This is a genomic window from Pseudomonas sp. MLB6B (assembly GCF_054508135.1).
In genome coordinates, this window is record NZ_CP199313.1 from 1,655,932 (window position 1) to 1,676,430 (window position 20,499).

Sequence of the window (20,499 nt, forward strand, 5' to 3'; positions counted from 1 at the left end):
AAGAGGGCTAACCGGCGGTCTGGGGATGATGACACAAGCGCCGGGGCAAACCCACCGACGATGGTCTCGGTTTATAGGGACAATAGCGAACGGTGGTTGTTCTGAATCCTGCGAAGTAGGACAATTATCGGCTTCTCGTCACAATCAGCGACCTCGCATGGCCTTTCTTGCACTCGGGATCAATCACAAGACTGCCTCGGTCGACGTACGCGAGCGCGTAGCGTTCACCCCCGAGCAGTTGGTCGATGCCCTGCAGCAGCTCTGTCGCCTGACCGCCAGCCGCGAGGCGGCGATCCTATCGACCTGCAACCGCAGCGAACTCTATATAGAACAGGACGCCCTGGCCGCCGACAGCGTGTTGCAATGGCTGGCCGACTACCACCGCCTGAGCCTCGACGAGCTGCGCGCCTGCGCCTATGTCCATGAAGAGCACGACGCGGTCAAGCACATGATGCGCGTGGCCTCCGGGCTCGACTCGCTGGTGCTGGGCGAACCGCAGATCCTCGGCCAGATGAAGTCCGCCTACGCCGTGGCGCGCGAGGCCGGCACCGTCGGGCCGCTGCTCGGGCGGCTGTTCCAGGCCACGTTCAGTGCCGCCAAGCAGGTGCGCACCGACACGGCCATCGGCGAAAACCCGGTGTCGGTGGCCTTCGCCGCCGTGAGCCTGGCGCGGCAGATCTTCAGTGACCTGGGTCGTAGCCAGGCACTGCTGATCGGCGCCGGCGAAACCATCACCCTGGTCGCCCGCCACCTGCACGAGCAGGGCGTGCGGCGCATCGTGGTCGCCAACCGCACCCTGGAGCGCGCGAGCCTCCTGGCCGAGCAGTTCGGCGCCCACGCCGTACTGCTCGCCGACATTCCGCAAGAGCTCGCCAACAGCGACATCGTCATCAGTTCCACCGCCAGCCAGTTGCCGATCCTCGGCAAGGGCGCAGTGGAAAGCGCGCTGAAACTGCGCCGGCACAAGCCCATCTTCATGGTCGACATCGCCGTGCCGCGCGACATCGAGCAGGAAGTCGGCGAGCTGGACGACGTCTACCTCTACACCGTCGACGACCTGCACGACGTGGTCGCGGAAAACCTCAAGAGCCGCCAGGGCGCGGCACAGGCCGCCGAAGAGCTGGTCGCGCTCGGTGCCGAAGATTTCATGGGCCGCCTGCGCGAGCTGGCGGCGGTCGACGTGCTGCGTGCCTACCGGCAACAGAGCGAGCGCCTGCGCGACGACGAATTGCAGAAGGCCCAGCGCCTGCTGGCCAATGGCGGCAACCCGGAAGAGGTGCTGGCGCAGTTGGCCCGCGGCTTGACCAACAAACTTCTGCACGCGCCCAGCGTGCAACTGAAAAAGCTCTCTGCCGAAGGCCGCGTCGATGCGCTGGCCATGGCCCAGGAACTCTTCGCCCTCAACGAGGGCTCGACGGACAAAACCCCGCAATGAAAGCGTCGCTGCTCAATAAACTGGACACGCTCCAGGACCGCTTCGAAGAACTCACCGCCTTGCTGGGCGATGGCGAAGTCATCGCCGATCAGGCGCGCTTTCGTACCTATTCGCGCGAATATGCCGAAGTCGAGCCGGTGCATGCCGCCTACCAGGCCTGGCGCAAGGTGCAGGACGACCTCGAAGGCGCCCAGGCCCTGCTCAAGGACAGCGACCCCGACCTGCGCGAAATGGCCGTCGAGGAAGTGCGCGATGCCCGCGAGCGGCTGACCGAGCTGGAATCGCAGTTGCAGCGCATGCTGCTGCCCAAGGACCCCAACGACAACCGCAACGTGTTCCTCGAAATCCGTGCCGGCACCGGCGGCGACGAGGCGGCGATCTTTTCCGGCGACCTGTTCCGCATGTACTCGCGCTACGCCGAGAAGCGCGGCTGGCGCCTGGAGGTGCTGTCCGAGAACGAAGGCGAGCACGGCGGCTACAAGGAAATCATCGCCCGGGTCGAAGGCGACGGCGTGTACGCCAAACTCAAATTCGAATCCGGCGCCCACCGCGTGCAGCGCGTGCCGGAAACCGAGAGCCAGGGCCGCATCCATACCTCGGCCTGCACCGTGGCCGTGCTGCCCGAGCCCGACGAGCAGGTGGCGATCGAGATCAACCCCGCCGACCTGCGGGTCGACACCTACCGCGCCTCGGGCGCGGGCGGCCAGCACATCAACAAGACCGACTCGGCGATCCGCATCACCCACTTGCCCACCGGCATCGTGGTCGAGTGCCAGGAAGAACGTTCCCAGCACAAGAATCGGGCGCGGGCCATGTCCTGGCTGTCGGCCAAACTCAACGACATCCAGACCAGCGCGGCGCAGAACGCCATCGCCAGCGAACGCAAGCTGCTGGTGGGCTCGGGCGACCGCTCCGAGCGCATCCGCACCTACAACTACCCGCAAGGGCGGGTGACCGACCACCGCATCAACCTCACCCTGTACTCGCTGGACGAGATCCTCACCGGCGGCGTGGATGCAGTGATCGAGCCGCTGCTCAGCGAATACCAGGCCGACCAGCTGGCCGCCTTGGGGGACTGATGACCATCATCGCCAGCCTGCTGCGCAACGCGCAGTTGTCCGAATCGCCCACTGCGCAACTGGACGCCGAGCTGCTACTCGCCGCCGCCCTGGGGCGAACCCGCAGCTACCTGCGCACCTGGCCCGAGCGCATCGTCGAACGTGACGCGGCGCAGCGCTTCGAGAGCTATCTGCAGCGCCGTCGCGAGGGCGAGCCGGTGGCCTACATCCTCGGCCAGCAAGGGTTCTGGACCCTGGACCTGGAAGTCGCTCCCGACACCCTGATCCCCCGCCCCGAAACCGAGCTGCTGGTGGAAACGGCACTGGCCGTATTGCCGGGCGGCCCTGCGCAGGTGCTGGACCTGGGCACCGGCACCGGTGCCATCGCCCTGGCCCTGGCCAGCGAGCGTCCGGTCTGGCAACTGACCGCAGTGGACCGCATCGAGGCCGCCGTGGCCCTGGCCGAGCGCAACCGCCAGCGCCTGGGGCTGGGCAACGTGCGGGTGCAACTGAGCCACTGGTTCGAGCAACTGGCCGGGCAGCGCTTCGCCATGATTCTCAGCAACCCGCCTTATATTCGCGAGCAGGACCCACATCTGGTGCGTGGCGACGTGCGTTTCGAGCCCAGCAGCGCCCTGGTGGCCGGCCACGACGGCCTGAGCGACCTGCGCCAGATCATCGAACAGGCCCCGCAGCACCTGCTGCCCGGCGGCTGGCTGCTGCTCGAGCATGGTTACGACCAGGCCGAGGCGGTCTGCGCACTGCTTGCCGAGCACGGCTTCGTCGACGTCGAAAACCGTATCGACCTGGGCGGACAGCCGCGGATCTCCCTGGGGCGCCTGCCATGTTGAGCGACGAGGAGCTGCTGCGTTACAGCCGTCAGGTACTGCTGTCGCAGGTCGACATCGCCGGCCAGTTGCGCCTCAAGCAGGGCAGGGTGCTACTGGTCGGGTTAGGCGGGTTGGGCTCGCCGGCCGCTTTGTATCTGGCAGCGGCAGGCGTCGGCGAACTGCACCTGGCCGACTTCGACACTGTCGACCTCACCAACCTGCAACGCCAGGTGCTGCACGACAGCGACAGCGTCGGCCTGAGCAAGGTCGACTCGGCCTCGGCGCGGTTGCAGGCGCTCAATCCGCACGTGCGCCTGGTCCCCCATCGTCAGGCGCTGGACAGCGACAGCCTGGCCGCCGCCGTTGCCAGCGTGGACGTCGTGCTCGATTGCTCCGACAACTTCGCCACCCGTGAAGCGGTCAACGCCGCCTGCGTCGCTGCCGGCAGACCGCTGGTCAGCGGCGCGGCGATTCGTCTGGAAGGGCAGTTGTCGGTGTTCGACACCCGGCGCCCTGAAAGCCCCTGCTACCACTGCCTGTACGGGCATGGCAGCGAGGCGGAGCTGACGTGCAGCGAAGCGGGCGTGCTGGGGCCGCTGGTGGGGCTGGTGGGCAGCCTGCAAGCCTTGGAAGCGTTGAAGCTGCTGGCCGGCTTCGGCGAGCCGCTGATCGGCCGTCTGCTGTTGATCGACGGCTTGGGCACACGTCTGCGCGAGTTGCGGGTCAAGCGCGACCCTGCCTGCGCGGTGTGTGCCAAGCGCCATGGCTGAGCGTGCCGCGCCGGTGGGCGTGATGGATTCGGGTGTTGGCGGGCTGTCGGTGTTGCGCGAGATTCAGCACTTGTTGCCGCAGGAATCGCTGCTCTATGTCGCCGACTGTGGGCATGTGCCCTACGGCGAGAAATCGGCCGACTACATTCGTGAGCGCTGCCGGCACATTGCTGGCTTCTTTCGCGAACAGGGCGCCAAAGCCATGGTTCTGGCTTGCAACACCGCAACCGTGGCGGCAGTCGCCGACCTGCGCGGCCTCTACCCGAATTGGCCGCTGGTCGGTATGGAACCGGCGGTCAAGCCGGCGGCAGCGGCCACACGCTCGGGCGTGGTCGGCGTGTTGGCGACCACCGGTACCTTGCAAAGCGCCAAGTTCGCCGCCTTGCTCGACCGCTTCGCAGGCGACGTGCGGGTGGTCACGCAACCTTGTCCGGGGCTGGTGGAATGCATCGAGTCGGGTGACCTGCACAGCCCGCATTTGCGCCAGCTGCTGACAGGTTACGTCGAGCCGCTTCTGGCTGCCGGGTGCGACACCCTGATCCTCGGCTGCACCCACTATCCTTTCCTGCGTCCGCTGTTGGCCACCTTGGTGCCGAGCGAGATCGCCGTCATCGATACGGGCGCGGCCGTCGCGCGGCAATTGCAGCGTCTGTTGCGCGAGCGCGAGCTATTGGCCAGCGGGCCTGCCCGGGAAACCGCTTTCTGGACGAGCGCCGAGCCTCAGGCGTTCGGCGCTATCCTTCCGTTGCTTTGGGGTGGTGCTGGCAGCGTGCAACGTTTCGCACTGTAAGAAACATTGCTTGCTGTCGCCCTAGAACGACTTCAACGGCCACAGCGTTCGCAGCCCAAGGGCTTCAAAAACGATCTCTTCTTCACGGTCGGACAGCCTTGCCAGGATCTCGGCCGCAGCGCTCTGGGCCGTCCAGTGCTCTGGAATTTTGGGTACGGAATGCTTTGAGGGCGGCGCATAGGGCGTGATGACGGTCAGATCGATACCTGATGCCTTGAGCTGGGCGCGTTTGATCCGCAAGCGCTCTGGCAGACTGGTCGCGGCGCTTGCGGGAAAACTGGGATCGGACAGTTTCGCAGCGGTGTAGAGGTTGAGGATCACCGCGACGTGCGGGCGCCGGGCTTCGATCAAAAGCGGTAGCGCAGCGTCCAGATAGCGCTCCACAGCCTCGGTATTGGTTTTGATCAGCGCCTGCAAGAGCTGACCCTCGGTAATGTCGGCAGGCAAATAGTCACAGGTGCCGGCGTTGATGATCAGCGTATCCAGAGCGCCCCACTCGAGCTTCAAGCGATCGGCTTGTTGCGGGACACTGCCGTCGAGTGCCGATAGATGCCTGCCATGGCGCCTGGCCATGGCATGGAATTGCAGATTGTTGCGTCCACTGGCCGCAACGCGCACGCGTTGCTCGACCAGTTGTTCGATCAGGGCCGCGCCCAGCCCGTTAGTGCTGGCCGTGACCCAAAAACTCTGTGAATCGTCCACGATCCTGCCCCCATTGTGCTGTCAACGGGGGAGGCTTTTGAACGCCTCCAGCGCGCGTTGACGACTGCTGTCGAGACTGACTATAGGCTTTGTATACGTGTTTGTAGCAAGTCGTGTCTTCGATTTTGCGGGGAAGTGAACGCTTTTTTTGTCCAGTTGGTCGAGCTCGGGCAGCCAGTGGACGATGAAGCGTCCCTCCGGATCGAACCGCTGGGACTGTGTGACCGGGTTGAAAATACGGAAATACGGCACCGAATCCGTGCCCGTGGAGGCACTCCATTGCCAACCCCCGTTGTTCGCCGCCAAGTCGCCGTCGATCAGATGACGCATGAAGTGGCGCTCGCCTTCGCGCCAGTCGATCAACAGGTTCTTGCTCAGGAACATGGCCGTCACCATGCGCAGGCGATTATGCATCCAGCCCGTTTCGAGCAGTTGACGCATGGCGGCATCGATCAAGGGAAAGCCGGTACGCCCTTCCTGCCATGCACGCAATTCCTCAGGCGCCTTGCGCCAGGGCAACGCCTCGGTATGCGAGCGGAATGCGCGGTGCATCGACACCTGGGGGTAGCCCACCAGAATGTGCTTGTAGAATTCACGCCAGATCAATTCGCCGATCCAGGTCTGCACTCCACGATTGCCACTGTCCAATTCACCCTTGTTACACGCCAAGGCAGCGTGCAGGCATTGGCGCGGTGAAATTACGCCTGCTGCCAGGTAGGCCGACAGCTGGCTTGTGCCAGGACGGGCGGGCAGGTCGCGGGCGACATCGTAGTCTTCGATGACTTCATCGACGAAGCGCTGCAAGCGCGCCTGGGCCTCGGCTTCGCCGGCCGGCCATTGCTTGCGCAGGCCATCGCTGGGTTTATCGAAGCCTTCTACCTGGCGTGGAATGGCGTCGCTGCGAACCGACAGCGGCACTTGCGCCTTGATCGGGCCGGCGCTGTCGGGAGCGCCAACATGCAGACGCTCCATGCACACTTTCTTGAACTGCCCGAAGACCTGGAAGTAGCCGCCGCTGCGGGTCAGGATGCTGCCGGGTTTGAACAGCAGCTGGTCGAGGTAGCCGTGTGCGCCAATGCCCTCAGCTTCCAGAGCTTCGCGCACCTCGTCGTCACGGCGTTGCTCGTTGACGCCGTACTCGTCGTTCCAATGGACCGCCTTGATCTTGTGCTGCTGACAAAGATGCAGCACGGCCTTGGGTACCTGTGCCCAGGTGTCGCAAGTGCGTATCAGCAGCGGGATGTGCAGGTCATCCAGTTGCTTGCGTAACTCACGCAGGTTGCGCAACCAGAAATCGACTTTGCAGGGTGCTTCGTCGTGTTGCTGCCATTGCTTGGGGCTGACGATCCACAGGGCCAGGGTGGGGCCTCGTTCGCAGGCGGCTGCCAGTGCGGTATTGTCGGTAACGCGCAGATCGCTGCGCAGCCAGATCAACTGCATGAAGGTTCTCCAACGGCCTGGATAAGGTAATGCGGCTCAGTCACTGGGCGCGCAGACGCTGAAACTCGCGTAGCGCGTGTGGCGGGCTGTCGAACAAACATAGATTGGCAAGCGCCAACGCCTGCAACTCGGTCTCGTGGATGCTCGCTGCCAGCCCGCCCAGTAGCACGGGTTGGGTCGTCTCCTGCAATGTCTTGAACAGTACCGCGCGTTCCAGCTGGGCGCCGACGCACAGCACCACCGTGCTTGGATTCAACTGTGCGATGGCGTTGCGCAATTGCCCTAGACCGATGGGCTGCTCCAGGACCACGACGGGTTGTCCGGTGCTGCTGAGCAGCCAGGCGCATAGCCATACGTCGGCGCTGAACGAACCGTCGTCTTCCTGCACGATCAGCGTAGGTGGACCGTCGAGGAGCTGGTTGTCGTGGTAGACCCGCGCGCCTAGCTTGCTGCGCAGCCAGGTGTGGAAGAAGGCCTGCTCCAGGCGCGCGTTGAATCCGCTGCGCCAGCGCTCGGCCAGCTGAGCCATCAGTGGCAATAGCAGGTGTTCACATAGCGTTACCGAAGGGTAGAGCGCCATGACCTGGTTGAAGTGGTGGTCGAGGCTGCGTGAGGAGAGGTGGGTGACGGCATCGGCCAACTGCTGGCAGCGAACCTGCCAATCACCTTGGGGGGCGACACTGGGTTTGCGATCCAGCAACTCGCGCACTTGGCCGACCGATGCGCCGCGCGCCAACCAGTGCAGGATGTCCTGCACGCGCTGGACCTGGTCAGGACCATAAAGCCGGTGGCCCTTTGGGGTACGGTGAGGCACGAGCAGGCCATGGCGGCGTTCCCAGGCCCTGAGCGTGACCGGGTTGACTCCGGTCAAACGCGCCACATCGCGTATGGGAATCAGCTGCTCAGAGTGCATTGCGCAGTCCAAGTTTGGCCGGGTGCGGGTGCAGGTAGGCCTGCTGCATCAGATAGGGGTCGGGATGGTTGCGCAGGTGGTGCTTGAACAACGTCAACGGCACGACCAACGGCACACTGCCGTTGTGGTACTGCTCGATCAGTTGCTGCAGTTCCTGGCGGTCATCGCTGTCGAGCGCATCGCGCAGGTAGCCGGTCATGTGCTGCAGCACGTTGCAATGCGTGCCGCGGTTGGCGCAACGGCGCAGGGCCTGCATCAGGCGGCTGAAATAGCGCGCACCCACTTCGTTGGGGTCGTCATCGCGCTTGAGCGTGCCGAGCAGACGCCCGATGTCGCGGTAGGCCTGAGGGTTGTTGGCCATCAGCAGATACTTGTAGCGCGAATGGAAAGCGATGATGCCGCCACGGGTCAGGCCCTGGGCGAGCAGGGCTTGCCAGTCGATGTAGGCGTACACGCGGCTGATGAAATTCTCCCTCAGCACCGGATCGTGCAAGCGGCCTTCCTCTTCCACGGGCAGATCGGGGCGCTGCGCAGTGAAGGCTTCGGCGAAAGCGCCGCGGCCTCCCTTGAGCGCCGGGCGTCCGCCGCTCTGGTACACCTTGACTCGCTCCAGCCCGCAAGACGGCGATTTCTGCATGAACACATAGCCACAGAGGTCATCGAGGTGCTTGGCCATGTAATTGCCATATTCGCGCAGCGGTGCGGAGAAGTCCTGGCTGGCGTCGCGGGTGCCGACCACTTGCGGATGGTCCGGATCGCCGATCAGGCGGATGGGCTCACGCGGAATACCCAGGCCGATGGCCACTTCCGGGCAGACCGGCACCCAGTCGAACTGCTCGTCGAACAGCTTATGGCACAACGAAGAGGCTTTATGGCCGCCGTTGTAGCGTACGTTGTCGCCGACCAGGCATGCGCTGATGCCGATGCGGAACTTGCCAGTTGGAGAAGTCCCCGTCATTACTGCCCCCGGATTCTTGTACAAGGTAGAAAACTTATACAAGTAATACCCATGATCGCCAGGAGTCGTTCAATAAAAACGCTCGCCGCCGATCACTCCAGGTGTTCCAGCAGCCTGCGTGCCGCCTCCTGGCCGCTTAGCCAGGCACCCTCCACACGCCCGGACAGGCACCAGTCGCCGCACGCGTAGAGACCTTGATCGGGATCGCCCAAAGCTCCCCACTCGTGATTGCCGGCGGGGCGTGCGTACAACCAGCGGTGTGCCAACGAGAAGCTGGGCACCGGCACCACGCAGCCGACCAGCTCGGCGAACGCACCGCAGAGCTGCTCGATCGCCTGGTCCTTGCTCAGGTCGATGTGCTGCTTGCTCCAAGGTGCAGTCGCGTGCAACACCCACGTGTCCGGTTGGGCATCACGGCCGGGTTTGCTGGGGTTGCGCGCCAGCCAGTCGATCGGATTGTCCTGCACGAAGCAGCCCTGCATGGGCGTTGCCAAGGGTTCGGCGAAGCCCATGGCGACGGCCCAGGTCGGCTCCATCTGCACACCGGCGGCGATACCCGCAAGCTTGGGTACGGCGGCCAGCAAGGGCGTGGCCTGAGGCGCGGGCACGGCGATCACGACGCGCTCGTAGGGGCCGTGGGTCACGCCGTCGGCATCTTGCAGGTGCCAGTATTCGACGCCTCGGAACACCTCGGTGATGCGGCATTCGAACCTCACCGTCATGCCCTCCAGCAGGCCACGGGTGATGGCGCTCATGCGCGGCACACCGACCCAGCGGGTCTGTTCGTCGGGCGAAGGCGTCAGTTGGCCGCCGCGGGCGTTGTACAACTGCGGTTGCCACTCTGCGGCCCAGCCTGCCGCCACCCATTGCCGCACCTGTTCGACGAAACGCCGGTCGCGCGCAGTGAAATATTGTGCGCCCAAGTCGAGCGAGCCGGCTTCGCTGGCCTTGCTAGCCATGCGTCCGCCGCTGCCGCGACCCTTGTCGAACACGTGCACGGTCTGCCCGGCCGCTTGCAACGCCTGGGCAGCTGACAAGCCGGCAATGCCGGCACCGATGATGGCAATGGGTACAGTCATGGTGGCCTCTTGTTGAACCCCGCTTGGGTCAGCCTACGCCGCTGGGCTAACCTGTACAATGTCTTGAACTTGTATAAGGTTGTACCGCCAAATATTTCAGCCTGACCGATCAATCAGTAAGCGTTGGGTCAACCGAGCGGGATGGTCTTTGAACATGGACCACAGCTGTACAACACGAGGACACTGCAATGCATATCCTACTGACCGGCGGTACGGGGCTGATTGGTCGACACCTTTGCCGTCTCTGGAGCGCTCAAGGCCATCGCCTGACGGTCTGGAGCCGTTCGCCGCAGCAGGTGGAAAAACGCTGTGGGCCTGACGTGCGTGGGGTCGCGCGGCTCGAGGACATCGCCGACGACGAGCCGCTGGATGTGGTGGTCAACCTGGCGGGCGCCCCGATCGCCAGCCGGCCCTGGACCAGCATGCGGCGGGTGGAACTGTGGAACAGCCGCGTCACTTTGACCGAACAGCTGCTGCGCTGGCTAGAAGGCCGAACGCAGCGCCCCGAAGTGTTGGTGTCGGGTTCGGCGGTCGGCTGGTACGGCGATGGGGGCGAGCGCAAGTTGACCGAGGCTTCGGCACCGGTCAAACCCGATTTCGCCAGCCAGCTCTGCGTCGCCTGGGAAGAAACCGCTTCACGCGCACAAGGTTTGGGCATGCGCGTGGTGCTGGTGCGCACGGGCCTGGTGCTGGCCAGCGACGGCGGTCTATTGGCGCGGCTGCGCTGGCCGTTCAAGCTGGGTTTGGGCGGGCCGATCGGCAATGGTCGGCAGTGGATGCCGTGGGTGCATGTGGACGATTACGTGGCACTGGTCAATTTTCTGGTGCGAAACCGCGACGCCAGTGGTCCGTATAATGCCTGCGCGCCTGAACCCGTACGCAACCGCGATTTCAGCCAGTGCTTGGGGCGCGCGTTGCATCGACCGGCCTTCATGCCGCTGCCGGCCCCATTGCTCAAACTTGGCCTTGGCGAGTTGTCGGTACTGCTGCTGGGCGGCCAACGGGCCTATCCGGTGCGGCTGCTGGAAGCAGGTTTCAGCTTCAGCTACACCGATCTGCAACCGGCCCTGGACGATCTGTCCAAGGCTCTCTGACATTAGGATGCTGCATGACCGATCACGCCTTGCTGCTGGTCAATCTGGGCTCTCCAGCCTCGCCCTCGGTAGGTGACGTACGCCGCTACCTCGACCAGTTCCTCATGGACCCTTATGTGGTCGATCTGCCCTGGCCGCTGCGCCGCCTGCTGGTGTCGCTGATCCTGATCAAGCGGCCGGAGCAGTCGGCGCACGCCTATGGCTCGATCTGGTGGGACGAGGGTTCGCCATTGGTGGTACTGACCCGCCGGTTGCAGACCGCCATTACGCCGTATTGGCCCCATGGTCCGGTAGAGATCGCCATGCGCTACGGCCAGCCGGCGTTGCCCGAGGTACTGCAGCGTCTGGCCGCGCAGGGTGTGCGTCAGGTCACTTTGGCGCCGCTGTATCCGCAGTTCGCCGACAGCACCGTCACCACTGTCATCGAACTGGCCAAGCAGACCATCGACGAGCACAAGCTGCCGTTGCAGATGCGCGTGCTGACACCTTTCTACGACGATCCGAGCTACATCGAGGCCCTGGCCGATAGCGCCAGACCTTACCTCGACCAGGGTTACGACCACTTGTTGCTGAGCTTCCATGGCCTGCCCGAACGCCACCTGAAGAAGCTTTTCCCAAAGGGCACGCGGCACGATCTGCGCGCCGCACAGTGCTGCGTCGGCGCCAGCCCCGAAGTGCGTGCGGTGTGCTATCGCGGTCAGTGCCTGGCCACCGCCGCCGCCGTGGCCAAACGGTTGGGCATTGCCGACGGCAAATGGTCGGTGTCGTTCCAGTCGCGCTTGGGTCGCGACAAGTGGATCGAGCCCTATACTGAGAATCGCCTGGACGAGCTGGGTAAGGCCGGGGTGAAGAAACTGCTGGTCATGTGCCCGGCCTTCGTCGCCGACTGCATCGAGACGCTCGAAGAGATTGGTATGCGCGGCAGTGAACAGTTCGTCGAGGCCGGCGGGCAAGAGCTGGTGCTAGTGCCGTGCTTGAACGATGACGTGCACTGGGCGCAGGTGTTGGCGGGGCTCTGCGAGCGGGCCTGAGCCCAGAAACGCCGAACCGGCCTGGAAGGGCCGGTTCGTGTAGAAGTTGCCTTTCGATCAGGGCAATTGGTCGTCCAGCGTCTTGTTCTTCCAGCCGTCGTTGCCTGGCAGGATGAGATTCAATGCAATGGCCACCACCGCGCACAGCGCGATGCCCTTCAAACCCCAATCGTCCGGGCCGTCGCCGCTGCCGATCAGCACGCCGCCGATGCCGAACACCAGGGTCACTGAGACGATCACCAGGTTGCGCGCCTCGGCCAGGTCGATCTTGTGCCGGATCAGGGTGTTCATCCCCACTGCGGCGATCGAGCCGAACAGCAAACACAGAATGCCGCCCATGACCGGCACCGGAATGCTCTGCAACAGCGCACCGAACTTGCCGATGAAGGCCAGGGTGATGGCGAACACCGCCGCCCAGGTCATGATCTTCGGGTTGTAGTTCTTGGTCAGCATTACCGCGCCGGTCACTTCGGCATAGGTGGTGTTGGGCGGGCCGCCGAACAGGCCGGCAGCCGTGGTGGCCAGACCGTCGCCAAGCAGCGTGCGGTGCAGGCCGGGCTTTTTCAGGTAGTCGCGGCCGGTCACGCTGCCTACCGCGATCACGCCGCCGATGTGCTCGATGGCCGGCGCCAACGCGACCGGCACGATGAACAGGATCGCCTGCCAGTTGAAGGCCGGGGCGGTGAAGTTGGGCAGCTCCAACCACGGTGCGGCGGCGATCTTGGCGGTGTCTACCACACCGAAGGCGAACGCCAACGCGAAGCCCACCAGCACGCCGGAGATGATCGGCACCAGGCGGAACATGCCCTTGCCGAACACTGCCACCAGCAAGGTGGTGAGCAGGGCCGGCATGGAGATCAGCATGGCCGTCTGGTACGGCATCAGCGCCGTGCCGTCACCGTTCTTGCCCATCGCCATGTTGGCGGCGATCGGCGCCATGGCCAGACCGATGGAGATGATCACTGGGCCGATCACTACCGGCGGCAGCAGGCGGTCGATGAAGCCGGTGCCTTTGATCTTCACCATCAGGCCCATGAAGGTGTAGACGAAACCGGCCGCCATTACGCCGCCCATGGTTTCGGCCAGGCCGAACTGACCCTTGGCGAGAATGATCGGCGTGATGAAGGCGAAGCTCGATGCCAGGAACACTGGCACCTGACGCCCGGTGACCAGCTGGAACAGCAGCGTGCCGATGCCTGCCGTGAATAACGCGACGTTGGGGTCCAGGCCGGTGATCAGCGGCATCAGCACCAGCGCGCCGAATGCCACGAAGAGCATCTGCGCGCCCGAAACGACCTGGCGCCAGAGCGGGTCGTCGAAGCCGTCCTGCATGGTCAGGCGTCCTTCTGCTTGGTGCCGAAGATCTTGTCACCGGCATCGCCCAGACCCGGCACGATGTAGGAGTCTTCGTTCAAACCCTGGTCGATCGAGGCGGTGAAGATACGCACGTCCGGGTGGGCCTTTTCGACCGTGGCGATGCCTTCCGGGGCGGCCACCAGCACCATGGCGCGGATGTCCCGGCAGCCGGCGCGTTTGAGCAGGTCGATGGTCGCGACCATGGAGTTGCCGGTGGCCAGCATCGGGTCGATGATCAGGGCCAGGCGCTGGTTGATCTCCGGCGCGAGCTTTTCCAGGTAGGTGTGGGCTTGCAGGGTCTCTTCATTGCGCGCCACGCCCACGGCACTGACCTTGGCGCCCGGAATCAGGCTGAGCACGCCATCGAGCATGCCGATGCCGGCGCGCAGGATCGGCACGACGGTGATCTTCTTGCCGGCGATCTTCTCGACTGGCACCTTGCCGCACCAACCGTCGATTTCGTAGGTTTCCAGGGCCAGGTCCTGGGTGGCTTCATAGGTCAGCAGCGCGCCGACTTCCTGGGCGAGTTCGCGAAAATTCTTGGTGCTGATGTCGGCGCGGCGCATGAGGCCGAGCTTATGGCGGATCAGCGGATGGCGGATCTCACGAGTAGGCATAGAAGGGGGGCTCCGGAAGGCGGGCAAAAAAACCGCGCTAGATTAATCTATTCAGCTCGGCATGTCGTCCAGTCATTGTGGACGTTAGTGCAGATTCGCTTGATCTGCGGCGAACGGATGCGTACCTTTGCCCGCTTTTCCATTTCCAAGCCCCTGGAGCGCGCCATGTCCGCTGATCTCGAGCATATCCGTCAAGTCATGCACGAGGCTGACTGCCTGTACACCGAAGCCGAAGTGGAAGCCGCCATCGCCAAGGTCGGTGAGCACATTTCCCGCGAGCTGCACGACAAGAACCCCGTGGTGTTCTGCGTGATGAACGGCGGCCTGATCTTCGCCGGCAAACTGCTCACCCACTTGCAGTTCCCGCTGGAAGCCTCTTACCTGCACGCCACCCGCTACCGCAACCAGACCAGCGGCGGCGAGCTGTTCTGGAAGGCCAAGCCGGAAGTCTCGTTCATCGACCGCGACGTGCTGATCGTCGACGACATCCTCGACGAGGGCCATACCCTGGGTGCCATCGTCGACTTCTGCAAGCATGCCGGCGCCCGCGCCGTGCACACGGCAGTGTTGATCGACAAGGACCACGACCGCAAGGCGCGCCCCGAGCTCAAGGCCAACTTCGTCGGCTTGCCGTGCATCGACCGCTACATCTTCGGCTACGGCATGGACTACAAGGGCTACTGGCGCAACGCCAATGGCATCTTTGCCGTCAAAGGGATGTGATCCTGCGCCAGCCCGGCTTCATCGGACGATCCTCGTTCGCCGGGCTGGCGCCCTAGACCTGTTTGGATCTGCATGCGATGGGGTGTGCTAGGCTGCCGGCTCATGCCAAGGAGCCTTCCCATGCGCGCACTCGTTCCGCTGCTGCTGGCCGTCAGCCTGCCGTTATCCGCCGCGCCTCTGCACAGCCAGTTCCTGCCCCCGGACGATCAGTCCCTGCGTCAACAGGCGCCCAACGCCCAGCAGTTGCTGCAAGTCACCGACTATACGGTGGTGGTCGGGGCCCAGCGGCAGTCCGACCAGCAGCCGATTCCCATCACCTCCAGCCTGCAGATCGCGCTCAAAGGCAAGCCGCTGAACAAGGGCGCCACCCTGAGCCAGGTGCTGCTGACCTTCGATGCCGAAGGCGGCAAGAGCCTGAAGAAGCCGGTGTACGACGAAGCGGCACGGCGCTTGACCCTGACCTACCCAGTGAGCGACTACCGGGTGGTCATGGACCTGCTGCGCAACGACACCGTCTACGTGCAGTTCCTCACCTACGACAATGGCCACATCTGGGCCGACCTGCACACCGGCACGGTACGTACGCGTTGAGGGCGATCGGCGCAGGGGGGTACACTGCGGCGCTTTGACGTTCTATGACCGAATTCAGCCGGAGCCTTTGATGCGTAAAGACAAGAAGCAGGTAATTGGTGATGAGATCAGCGATGACTACATCAAGGCCTTTTTGCAGTTCGAGCCTGCCGATGGCATGACTTCGCCCTCGCTGCACAAGCTGGTCAAGGCCTACCGCGGCCTGCGCATCGACGACTTCGAGCGCTTCGTCGGCTTCTTCGTCGAAGCCGGCTTCGACCTCGACGGCAAGGACGCGCAAGGCCAAACCTTCGCCGAGCAGATCGCCGACCAGCGCACGGCGCCCGAATACATCGAGATCATCGACAAGGCCCGGCGCTGAAGTTTTCGCCGCCACAAGACAGCACCCAAAAAAAACGCCCCGAAGGGCGTTTTTCTTGCGGGCGGATCAGGCGTAGTCCTGCGCCGGGTGCGTCTCCACCATGCGCAGCGTGGTGTCGTTGTCGGCACTGATGCGCTGGTACAGCGCGGCATCGGTGGCCAACGCTTTCTCGCGGGCCGGGAAGATCGTCTGCAACTTGGCTGCCCAAGCACCCTTGGCTTGGTCGGGGAAGCAGCGCTCGATCAGCTCCAGCATGATCGACACCGTCACCGAAGCGCCAGGCGAAGCGCCGAGCAGTGCTGCCAGGCTGCCGTCCTGGGCCGCTACCAGTTCGGTGCCGAACTGCAGCACGCCGCCTTTCTTCGGATCTTTCTTGATGATCTGCACGCGCTGACCGGCCACTTCCAGGCGCCAGTCTTCGGCCTTGGCACCGGGATAGAAGCGGCGCAGCGATTCCAGACGCTGTTCCATCGACTGCATGACTTCGCTGACCAGGTATTTGGTCAGGTCCATGTTGTCGCGCGCCACGGCGAGCATCGGGCCGATGTTGCCCATGCGCACCGAGAAGGGCAGGTCGGTGAACGAGCCGTGCTTGAGGAACTTGGTGGTAAAGCCGGCGTAGGGACCGAACAGCAGCGAGGTCTTGCCGTCCACGACACGGGTGTCGAGGTGCGGCACCGACATCGGCGGCGCACCGACCGCGGCCTGGCTATAGACCTTGGCCTGGTGCTGGCGGACGATGTCCTGGTTGTCGCAGCGCAACCATTGGCCGCTGACGGGGAAGCCGCCATAGCCCTTGCTTTCCGGGATGCCCGAGGCCTGCAGCAGCGGCAGCGCCGCGCCACCGGCACCGAGGAACACGAAACGGGCGTCGACCTCGCGGCTGCCGCCGCCGTTGACGTCCTTGACGGTCACGGTCCAGCCGCTGCCGTTGCGCCGCAGGCCGGTCACCTTCTTGCTGTACTTGACCTGCGCGTCCTGGGTCTGGCCCAGGTGCTTGAGCAGTTGGTTGGTCAGGGCGCCGAAGTTGACGTCGGTGCCTTTCATGACGCGGGTGGCGGCGATGTGCTGGTCGGCCGGACGGCCTGGCATCATCAGCGGCATCCACTGCTGCATCACGGCCTTGTCTTCGGTGTATTCCATCTCGGCGAAGGCGTGGTGCTGCTTGAGCAGCTCGAAGCGCTTCTTGAGGAAGGCGATGCCCTTGTCACCTTCGACGTAGCTCAGGTGCGGGATCGGGTTGATGAAATCGCGGGGTGCGCCGAGGCTGCCGTTCTTGATCAGGTACGACCAGAACTGCCGCGAGACCTCGAACTGCGTGTTGATATGCACGGCTTTCTTGATGTCGATGCTGCCATCGGCCGCTTGCGGGGTGTAGTTCAGCTCGCACAGGCCCGCGTGGCCGGTGCCTGCGTTGTTCCAAGGGTTGGAGCTTTCCGCGGCCCCCGAGTCCATGGCTTCGACCACTTCCAGCTTGAGGGTAGGGTCGAGCTCCTTGAGCAGTACGGCCAGGGTGGCACTCATGATGCCCGCGCCTACCAGTACCACATCAACCGATTCGTTCTGCGCCATTAACGCGTCTCCACAATCTACAGCACCTAATTGACAGCACAGGATTCCCAGGATGCCAGGATCGCCATGTCCGACGTTTCGCAGTTCTTGCAATGCTCGCCGACACCGCCAATAAGCCCTTACGTTCGTCTATTGAACGCTTTTTGCCCTGCCTGCGGCAATTCGACTTATGGTCAAGGTGCCCTGCGTGCGTTATGCACCGGCCTCGACGCCCACCTTCGATGGGCATGTCGGCCGCCTGTTCGGCGCTGATGGAGACGCTTCTACCGCGTGTACACATGCCAGACTGTTCATTGCTCGCCACACTCTTGTGAAGTAGTGAATAACCCGTTTTCCACGTTCTTTTGGAAACGTGAACCTCAAAAGGCGGGCTGCGCGCTGGCAACCCGCAGGTCCATGTGCGGCCGCGTCCGAAAGATTGCGGACGACAGCCACCCTGGCCTGAGTGGAAGGCTCTCTGTGGGCGAGGCGGTGTAGGTGCCGAGGTCAAACGGCGGATGCGGGGGCCCGATCAGGAGACGTCCTTATAATCGGGGCCAGATTATAGCCAGGTCGTGGGCAGAAAAGTCGCCCGAAAGGGATTTTATTGCGACGTTTGTCAGGCGGGGAGACTGCGTGGCTGCCAATGCCCGTTTGCGTTGCGGCAAACCCTGACGCTCTGCGGCAAAGGTCGATTCAGCCAGGCCAGGCGCATTTCCGTGACCTCGACCCACGTGCCGGTGTCTGGCCGGGCGCAGCAGTGTTTGAAGGCCAGGCAATGGCCTTGTCCGTCGAGACGTACGTAGGTGCGCCGACGTGGGCGTGTGAACAGCAGGTTCCAGAGCGAGGTCATGGCAGCGATTCCTGTCGGGGGTGGCTGCAAGCGAGGTTAGCCACAGCCGGTTAAAGCATTGTGACAAGTGCGTCGGGCCAATGGCTGGCCGCCCGGGGCGTGCGTATACTGTCGCCCTTTGCGGCCTTTTCTGGAGAAACGCGCATGTTGCAACGTCTGTTGTTCGGTTTGATCGCGGTAGCCGGCCTCGGCCTGGCCGGATGTGCCCACAGCCCGCAGCAACTCAGCCCGCAGCCCAAGATCACCGCTGCGTTGGCGCCCGTCGGGCATGGCCAACCGGTGGTGGTGAGGGTGGTCGACGGCCGACCATCGCCTTCGCTCGGCACGCGCGGTGGCATGTACCCGGAAACCAGCACCATCAGCGTCAGCGGCAACGATGTGCTGCCCAAGCTGCAAGCCCAGGCCGAAGCGGCCGTGCGCCTGCTGGGCTTCACGCCCAGCGCCGGTACGTCCAGCGCGCCCAAGCTGACGGTGACCCTGGCCGAGCTCAAGTACCAGTCGCCCAAGGACAAGATGTACGTGACCGAAGCCACCATCGGCGCCACCTTCCGCGCGGATGTGGTCAACGGTGGTCGCAACTACAGCGGTCGCTACGGCGCTTCGCTGGACCAGCGCTTCGGCATGGCGCCGAATCAGGACACCAACAACAAGCTGGTCGGCGATGTGCTCAGCGATGCGCTGACGCGCCTGTTCAAGGACCAGACCATCGGCCAGATGCTGGCCCAATAAGCCCGCCCGGTTGCACGAAAAAGCCCGCGATCGCGGGCTTTTTCGTGATTGCGATTCAGGCCGCCTGCACGTGCAGGTCCAGCACGCTGATGCCGGTCAGCAGGTCCACGTCGGGCAGGTCCTGGTGGTTATGGCCGCCCAGGGCGCAATACACCAGCCATTGGCGGTCCTGCACATTGATGGCGAAGCCGTCGATCAGTGCCTGTTGTTCGTCGCTCTGGGCGATCAGGTAGAGGCGGTCCTGGTTCTGGGCGTGCAGCATGGTCACACTCCGTCGTGAGAAGGCCGATAGGGTGGCCTCTCTCCATGACGAGCGTGTGACATCGAAATTCAAGCCCCCGGTCGTCTCGACCGGGGTGGTCGGAACTTCAGCAGGCCAGGGCGTCCTGCTGCTTGACCTGGTACTGGTTGCGCACGGGCGTGGCGTACTGCAGCACCAGGTAAGGCCGCTGCTCGACCGGGCAAGCCTCCAGACGCGTTTGCCATTGGGCCTTGGCCTTCTCCAGTTCGGCGGCCGGGAACACCTGCTCGGCGGCTGGCACCTGCAAGGCGTCGTCCTTGTCGGCCCACATGGCGTAGGCCAGGTAGTGCACCGGAAACAGGCGATAGCCGCCGAGAATTTCCTGATCGATGGCCTGGGCCAGTTGCTTGGTGTCTTCGTGGTAGGCGGTGACCGGCGGCGCGAAGTGGATGTGCACCCGGCCCTTGTAACCGGTGATGCCCAGGCCGATGCTGTTGTCGTCCTCGCCCGGCGTCTTGGTGTAGCTGCCAGTCGTCGCGCGGATGTACAGCTCGCGGGCCTTTGCCAGGTCGCAGGGGTCGTACTCGTAGCTGATCGACACAGGCGTCAGGTTCAGGCTCTGGATCACGGCGCCGAAGGGTTCGTCCTTGCGGCTCATGTGGAACATCTTGAGGATCGCCGAATCGGTACGGTCGTCGCCGTCCTTGGCCCGGCCTTCGGCCTGGGCGATCCAGATCGACGCGCCGTCGTTGCGGATCGAGTGGTTGATGTAGGCCGACAGCAACTGGAACGCCGCGAGCTTTTCCCGGCGCCCGCTCAGCGAGCGGTGCACGATGAAGCTCTTGTTCAGGCGCATCATGTCGCTGACGAAGGGTCGTTGCAGCAGGTTGTCGCCGATGGCGATGCGTGGCGTCGGCAGGCCGGCATGGTAGACCGCATAGTTGACGAAGGCCGGGTCCATGACGATGTCGCGGTGGTTGGCCAGGAACAGGTACGGCGTGCCGGACTTGAGCTGCTCCACACCGGTGTAGGTGACGCCGTCGGTGGCGTTGTCGATGGTCTGGTCGACATAGTGCTCGACCTTGTCCTGCAAGGTCGATACACAGGTGACGCCAGCGAACTGCTGGCGCAGGCGCCGGGCGATCAGCGGCTTGAGCAGCCAGCCGAAGGCGCCGGCCGCACGCGGGAAACGGTAACGGGTGAGAAGGTCCAGAAAGGCCGGATCGCTGAGCAGGCGCGCCAGAACGGCAGGGACTTCAGCGTCGTCATAGGGTCGGATGGCATCGAATTCGCCCATCATGCTCTCTTGTTGGAAACGGCTAAGGTGATAGAGGCAGGGCAGGGCCCGAGAAATGGCTCGGTCGCCCGCAGGCCCTG

Annotated in this window: 22 protein-coding genes; 11 read left to right on the top strand and 11 right to left on the bottom strand. The window is 64.0% G+C overall.

Features of this window, described 5'->3' with window-relative positions:
• Positions 1 to 157: 157 nt before the first annotated feature.
• Genes hemA through murI form a run of 5 tightly spaced genes read left to right on the top strand, consistent with a single transcriptional unit; the run spans position 158 to position 4,883 of the window.
• Positions 158 to 1,435 (top strand): glutamyl-tRNA reductase, encoded by a 1,278-nt coding sequence (gene hemA / locus ACSMEV_RS07155; protein ID WP_459207805.1) that lies wholly within the window; start codon positions 158 to 160, stop codon positions 1,433 to 1,435.
• A complete protein-coding gene (gene prfA / locus ACSMEV_RS07160) occupies positions 1,432 to 2,514 on the top strand; it encodes a peptide chain release factor 1 (protein ID WP_459207806.1) in 1,083 nt (360 codons plus the stop codon). Before hemA ends, prfA begins: the two co-directional genes overlap by 4 nt.
• Positions 2,514 to 3,344, top strand: a complete 831-nt coding sequence (gene prmC, locus ACSMEV_RS07165) for a peptide chain release factor N(5)-glutamine methyltransferase (RefSeq protein WP_459207807.1) — start codon at positions 2,514 to 2,516, stop codon at positions 3,342 to 3,344. Before prfA ends, prmC begins: the two co-directional genes overlap by 1 nt.
• Positions 3,338 to 4,093 carry a molybdopterin-synthase adenylyltransferase MoeB gene (locus ACSMEV_RS07170; protein WP_459207808.1) on the top strand — a complete coding sequence of 252 codons (756 nt, stop codon included), beginning with the start codon at positions 3,338 to 3,340 and terminating at the stop codon, positions 4,091 to 4,093. Before prmC ends, ACSMEV_RS07170 begins: the two co-directional genes overlap by 7 nt.
• A complete protein-coding gene (murI, locus tag ACSMEV_RS07175) occupies positions 4,086 to 4,883 on the top strand; it encodes a glutamate racemase (RefSeq protein WP_459207809.1) in 798 nt (265 codons plus the stop codon). The genes ACSMEV_RS07170 and murI overlap by 8 nt, the downstream gene beginning before the upstream one ends.
• Positions 4,884 to 4,904: 21 nt before the next feature.
• On the opposite strand, the gene ACSMEV_RS07180 is transcribed toward murI, so the two are convergent.
• The 5 genes from ACSMEV_RS07180 to ACSMEV_RS07200 all read right to left on the bottom strand — a co-directional run bounded on the left by ACSMEV_RS07180 (position 4,905) and on the right by ACSMEV_RS07200 (position 9,975).
• Positions 4,905 to 5,585, bottom strand: coding sequence for an SDR family NAD(P)-dependent oxidoreductase (locus ACSMEV_RS07180; RefSeq protein ID WP_459207810.1), 681 nt, complete (start codon positions 5,583 to 5,585; stop codon positions 4,905 to 4,907).
• A gap of 21 nt (positions 5,586 to 5,606) precedes the next feature.
• Positions 5,607 to 7,025, bottom strand: coding sequence for a deoxyribodipyrimidine photo-lyase (gene phrB, locus ACSMEV_RS07185; RefSeq protein ID WP_459207811.1), 1,419 nt, complete (start codon positions 7,023 to 7,025; stop codon positions 5,607 to 5,609).
• 40 nt (positions 7,026 to 7,065) lie between these two features.
• Positions 7,066 to 7,938 (bottom strand): MerR family transcriptional regulator, encoded by an 873-nt coding sequence (locus tag ACSMEV_RS07190; protein ID WP_459207812.1) that lies wholly within the window; start codon positions 7,936 to 7,938, stop codon positions 7,066 to 7,068.
• Entirely contained in the window at positions 7,928 to 8,896 is a 969-nt protein-coding gene (locus ACSMEV_RS07195) for a YbgA family protein (protein ID WP_459207813.1), read from the bottom strand. The genes ACSMEV_RS07190 and ACSMEV_RS07195 overlap by 11 nt, the downstream gene beginning before the upstream one ends.
• Before the next feature lie 92 nt (positions 8,897 to 8,988).
• Positions 8,989 to 9,975, bottom strand: coding sequence for an NAD(P)/FAD-dependent oxidoreductase (locus tag ACSMEV_RS07200; protein ID WP_459207814.1), 987 nt, complete (start codon positions 9,973 to 9,975; stop codon positions 8,989 to 8,991).
• Positions 9,976 to 10,163: 188 nt separating this feature from the next.
• Here ACSMEV_RS07200 and ACSMEV_RS07205 point away from each other — a divergent pair, with 188 nt between their 5' ends.
• The gene (locus ACSMEV_RS07205) at positions 10,164 to 11,069 is read left to right on the top strand and encodes a TIGR01777 family oxidoreductase (protein ID WP_459207815.1); all 906 of its coding nucleotides are present in this window, start codon (positions 10,164 to 10,166) and stop codon (positions 11,067 to 11,069) included.
• A gap of 14 nt (positions 11,070 to 11,083) precedes the next feature.
• A complete protein-coding gene (gene hemH / locus ACSMEV_RS07210) occupies positions 11,084 to 12,100 on the top strand; it encodes a ferrochelatase (RefSeq protein WP_459207816.1) in 1,017 nt (338 codons plus the stop codon).
• A gap of 57 nt (positions 12,101 to 12,157) precedes the next feature.
• On the opposite strand, the gene ACSMEV_RS07215 is transcribed toward hemH, so the two are convergent.
• Both ACSMEV_RS07215 and upp read right to left on the bottom strand, forming a co-directional pair.
• Positions 12,158 to 13,432, bottom strand: a complete 1,275-nt coding sequence (locus ACSMEV_RS07215; RefSeq protein WP_459207817.1) for a uracil-xanthine permease family protein — start codon at positions 13,430 to 13,432, stop codon at positions 12,158 to 12,160.
• Between the two features lie 2 nt (positions 13,433 to 13,434).
• The gene (upp, locus tag ACSMEV_RS07220; RefSeq protein ID WP_296265666.1) at positions 13,435 to 14,073 is read right to left on the bottom strand and encodes a uracil phosphoribosyltransferase; all 639 of its coding nucleotides are present in this window, start codon (positions 14,071 to 14,073) and stop codon (positions 13,435 to 13,437) included.
• A gap of 165 nt (positions 14,074 to 14,238) precedes the next feature.
• Here upp and ACSMEV_RS07225 point away from each other — a divergent pair, with 165 nt between their 5' ends.
• From ACSMEV_RS07225 to ACSMEV_RS07235, 3 genes are all read left to right on the top strand, one after another.
• Positions 14,239 to 14,796: a hypoxanthine-guanine phosphoribosyltransferase gene (locus tag ACSMEV_RS07225; RefSeq protein ID WP_296265668.1), complete on the top strand. Its 558-nt coding sequence runs from the start codon at positions 14,239 to 14,241 to the stop codon at positions 14,794 to 14,796.
• Positions 14,797 to 14,916: 120 nt separating this feature from the next.
• Positions 14,917 to 15,387, top strand: a complete 471-nt coding sequence (locus tag ACSMEV_RS07230; RefSeq protein ID WP_459207818.1) for a hypothetical protein — start codon at positions 14,917 to 14,919, stop codon at positions 15,385 to 15,387.
• A 70-nt stretch (positions 15,388 to 15,457) separates the two neighbouring features.
• Positions 15,458 to 15,748, top strand: a complete 291-nt coding sequence (locus ACSMEV_RS07235) for a PA4642 family protein (protein ID WP_459207819.1) — start codon at positions 15,458 to 15,460, stop codon at positions 15,746 to 15,748.
• A gap of 66 nt (positions 15,749 to 15,814) precedes the next feature.
• On the opposite strand, the gene mqo is transcribed toward ACSMEV_RS07235, so the two are convergent.
• A complete protein-coding gene (mqo, locus tag ACSMEV_RS07240; RefSeq protein ID WP_459207820.1) occupies positions 15,815 to 17,320 on the bottom strand; it encodes a malate dehydrogenase (quinone) in 1,506 nt (501 codons plus the stop codon).
• A 598-nt stretch (positions 17,321 to 17,918) separates the two neighbouring features.
• A complete protein-coding gene (locus ACSMEV_RS07245) occupies positions 17,919 to 18,152 on the bottom strand; it encodes a hypothetical protein (RefSeq protein ID WP_459207821.1) in 234 nt (77 codons plus the stop codon).
• A gap of 144 nt (positions 18,153 to 18,296) precedes the next feature.
• Between ACSMEV_RS07245 and ACSMEV_RS07250 the strand changes: the two genes are divergently transcribed.
• Positions 18,297 to 18,881, top strand: a complete 585-nt coding sequence (locus tag ACSMEV_RS07250; RefSeq protein ID WP_459207822.1) for a YajG family lipoprotein — start codon at positions 18,297 to 18,299, stop codon at positions 18,879 to 18,881.
• Positions 18,882 to 18,936: 55 nt separating this feature from the next.
• Here ACSMEV_RS07250 and ACSMEV_RS07255 read toward each other — a convergent pair whose 3' ends face one another.
• Positions 18,937 to 19,143, bottom strand: a complete 207-nt coding sequence (locus ACSMEV_RS07255) for a hypothetical protein (protein ID WP_459207823.1) — start codon at positions 19,141 to 19,143, stop codon at positions 18,937 to 18,939.
• Positions 19,144 to 19,249: 106 nt separating this feature from the next.
• Positions 19,250 to 20,419 carry a 1-acyl-sn-glycerol-3-phosphate acyltransferase gene (locus tag ACSMEV_RS07260; RefSeq protein ID WP_459208302.1) on the bottom strand — a complete coding sequence of 390 codons (1,170 nt, stop codon included), beginning with the start codon at positions 20,417 to 20,419 and terminating at the stop codon, positions 19,250 to 19,252.
• Between the last annotated feature and the right edge of the window lie 80 nt (positions 20,420 to 20,499).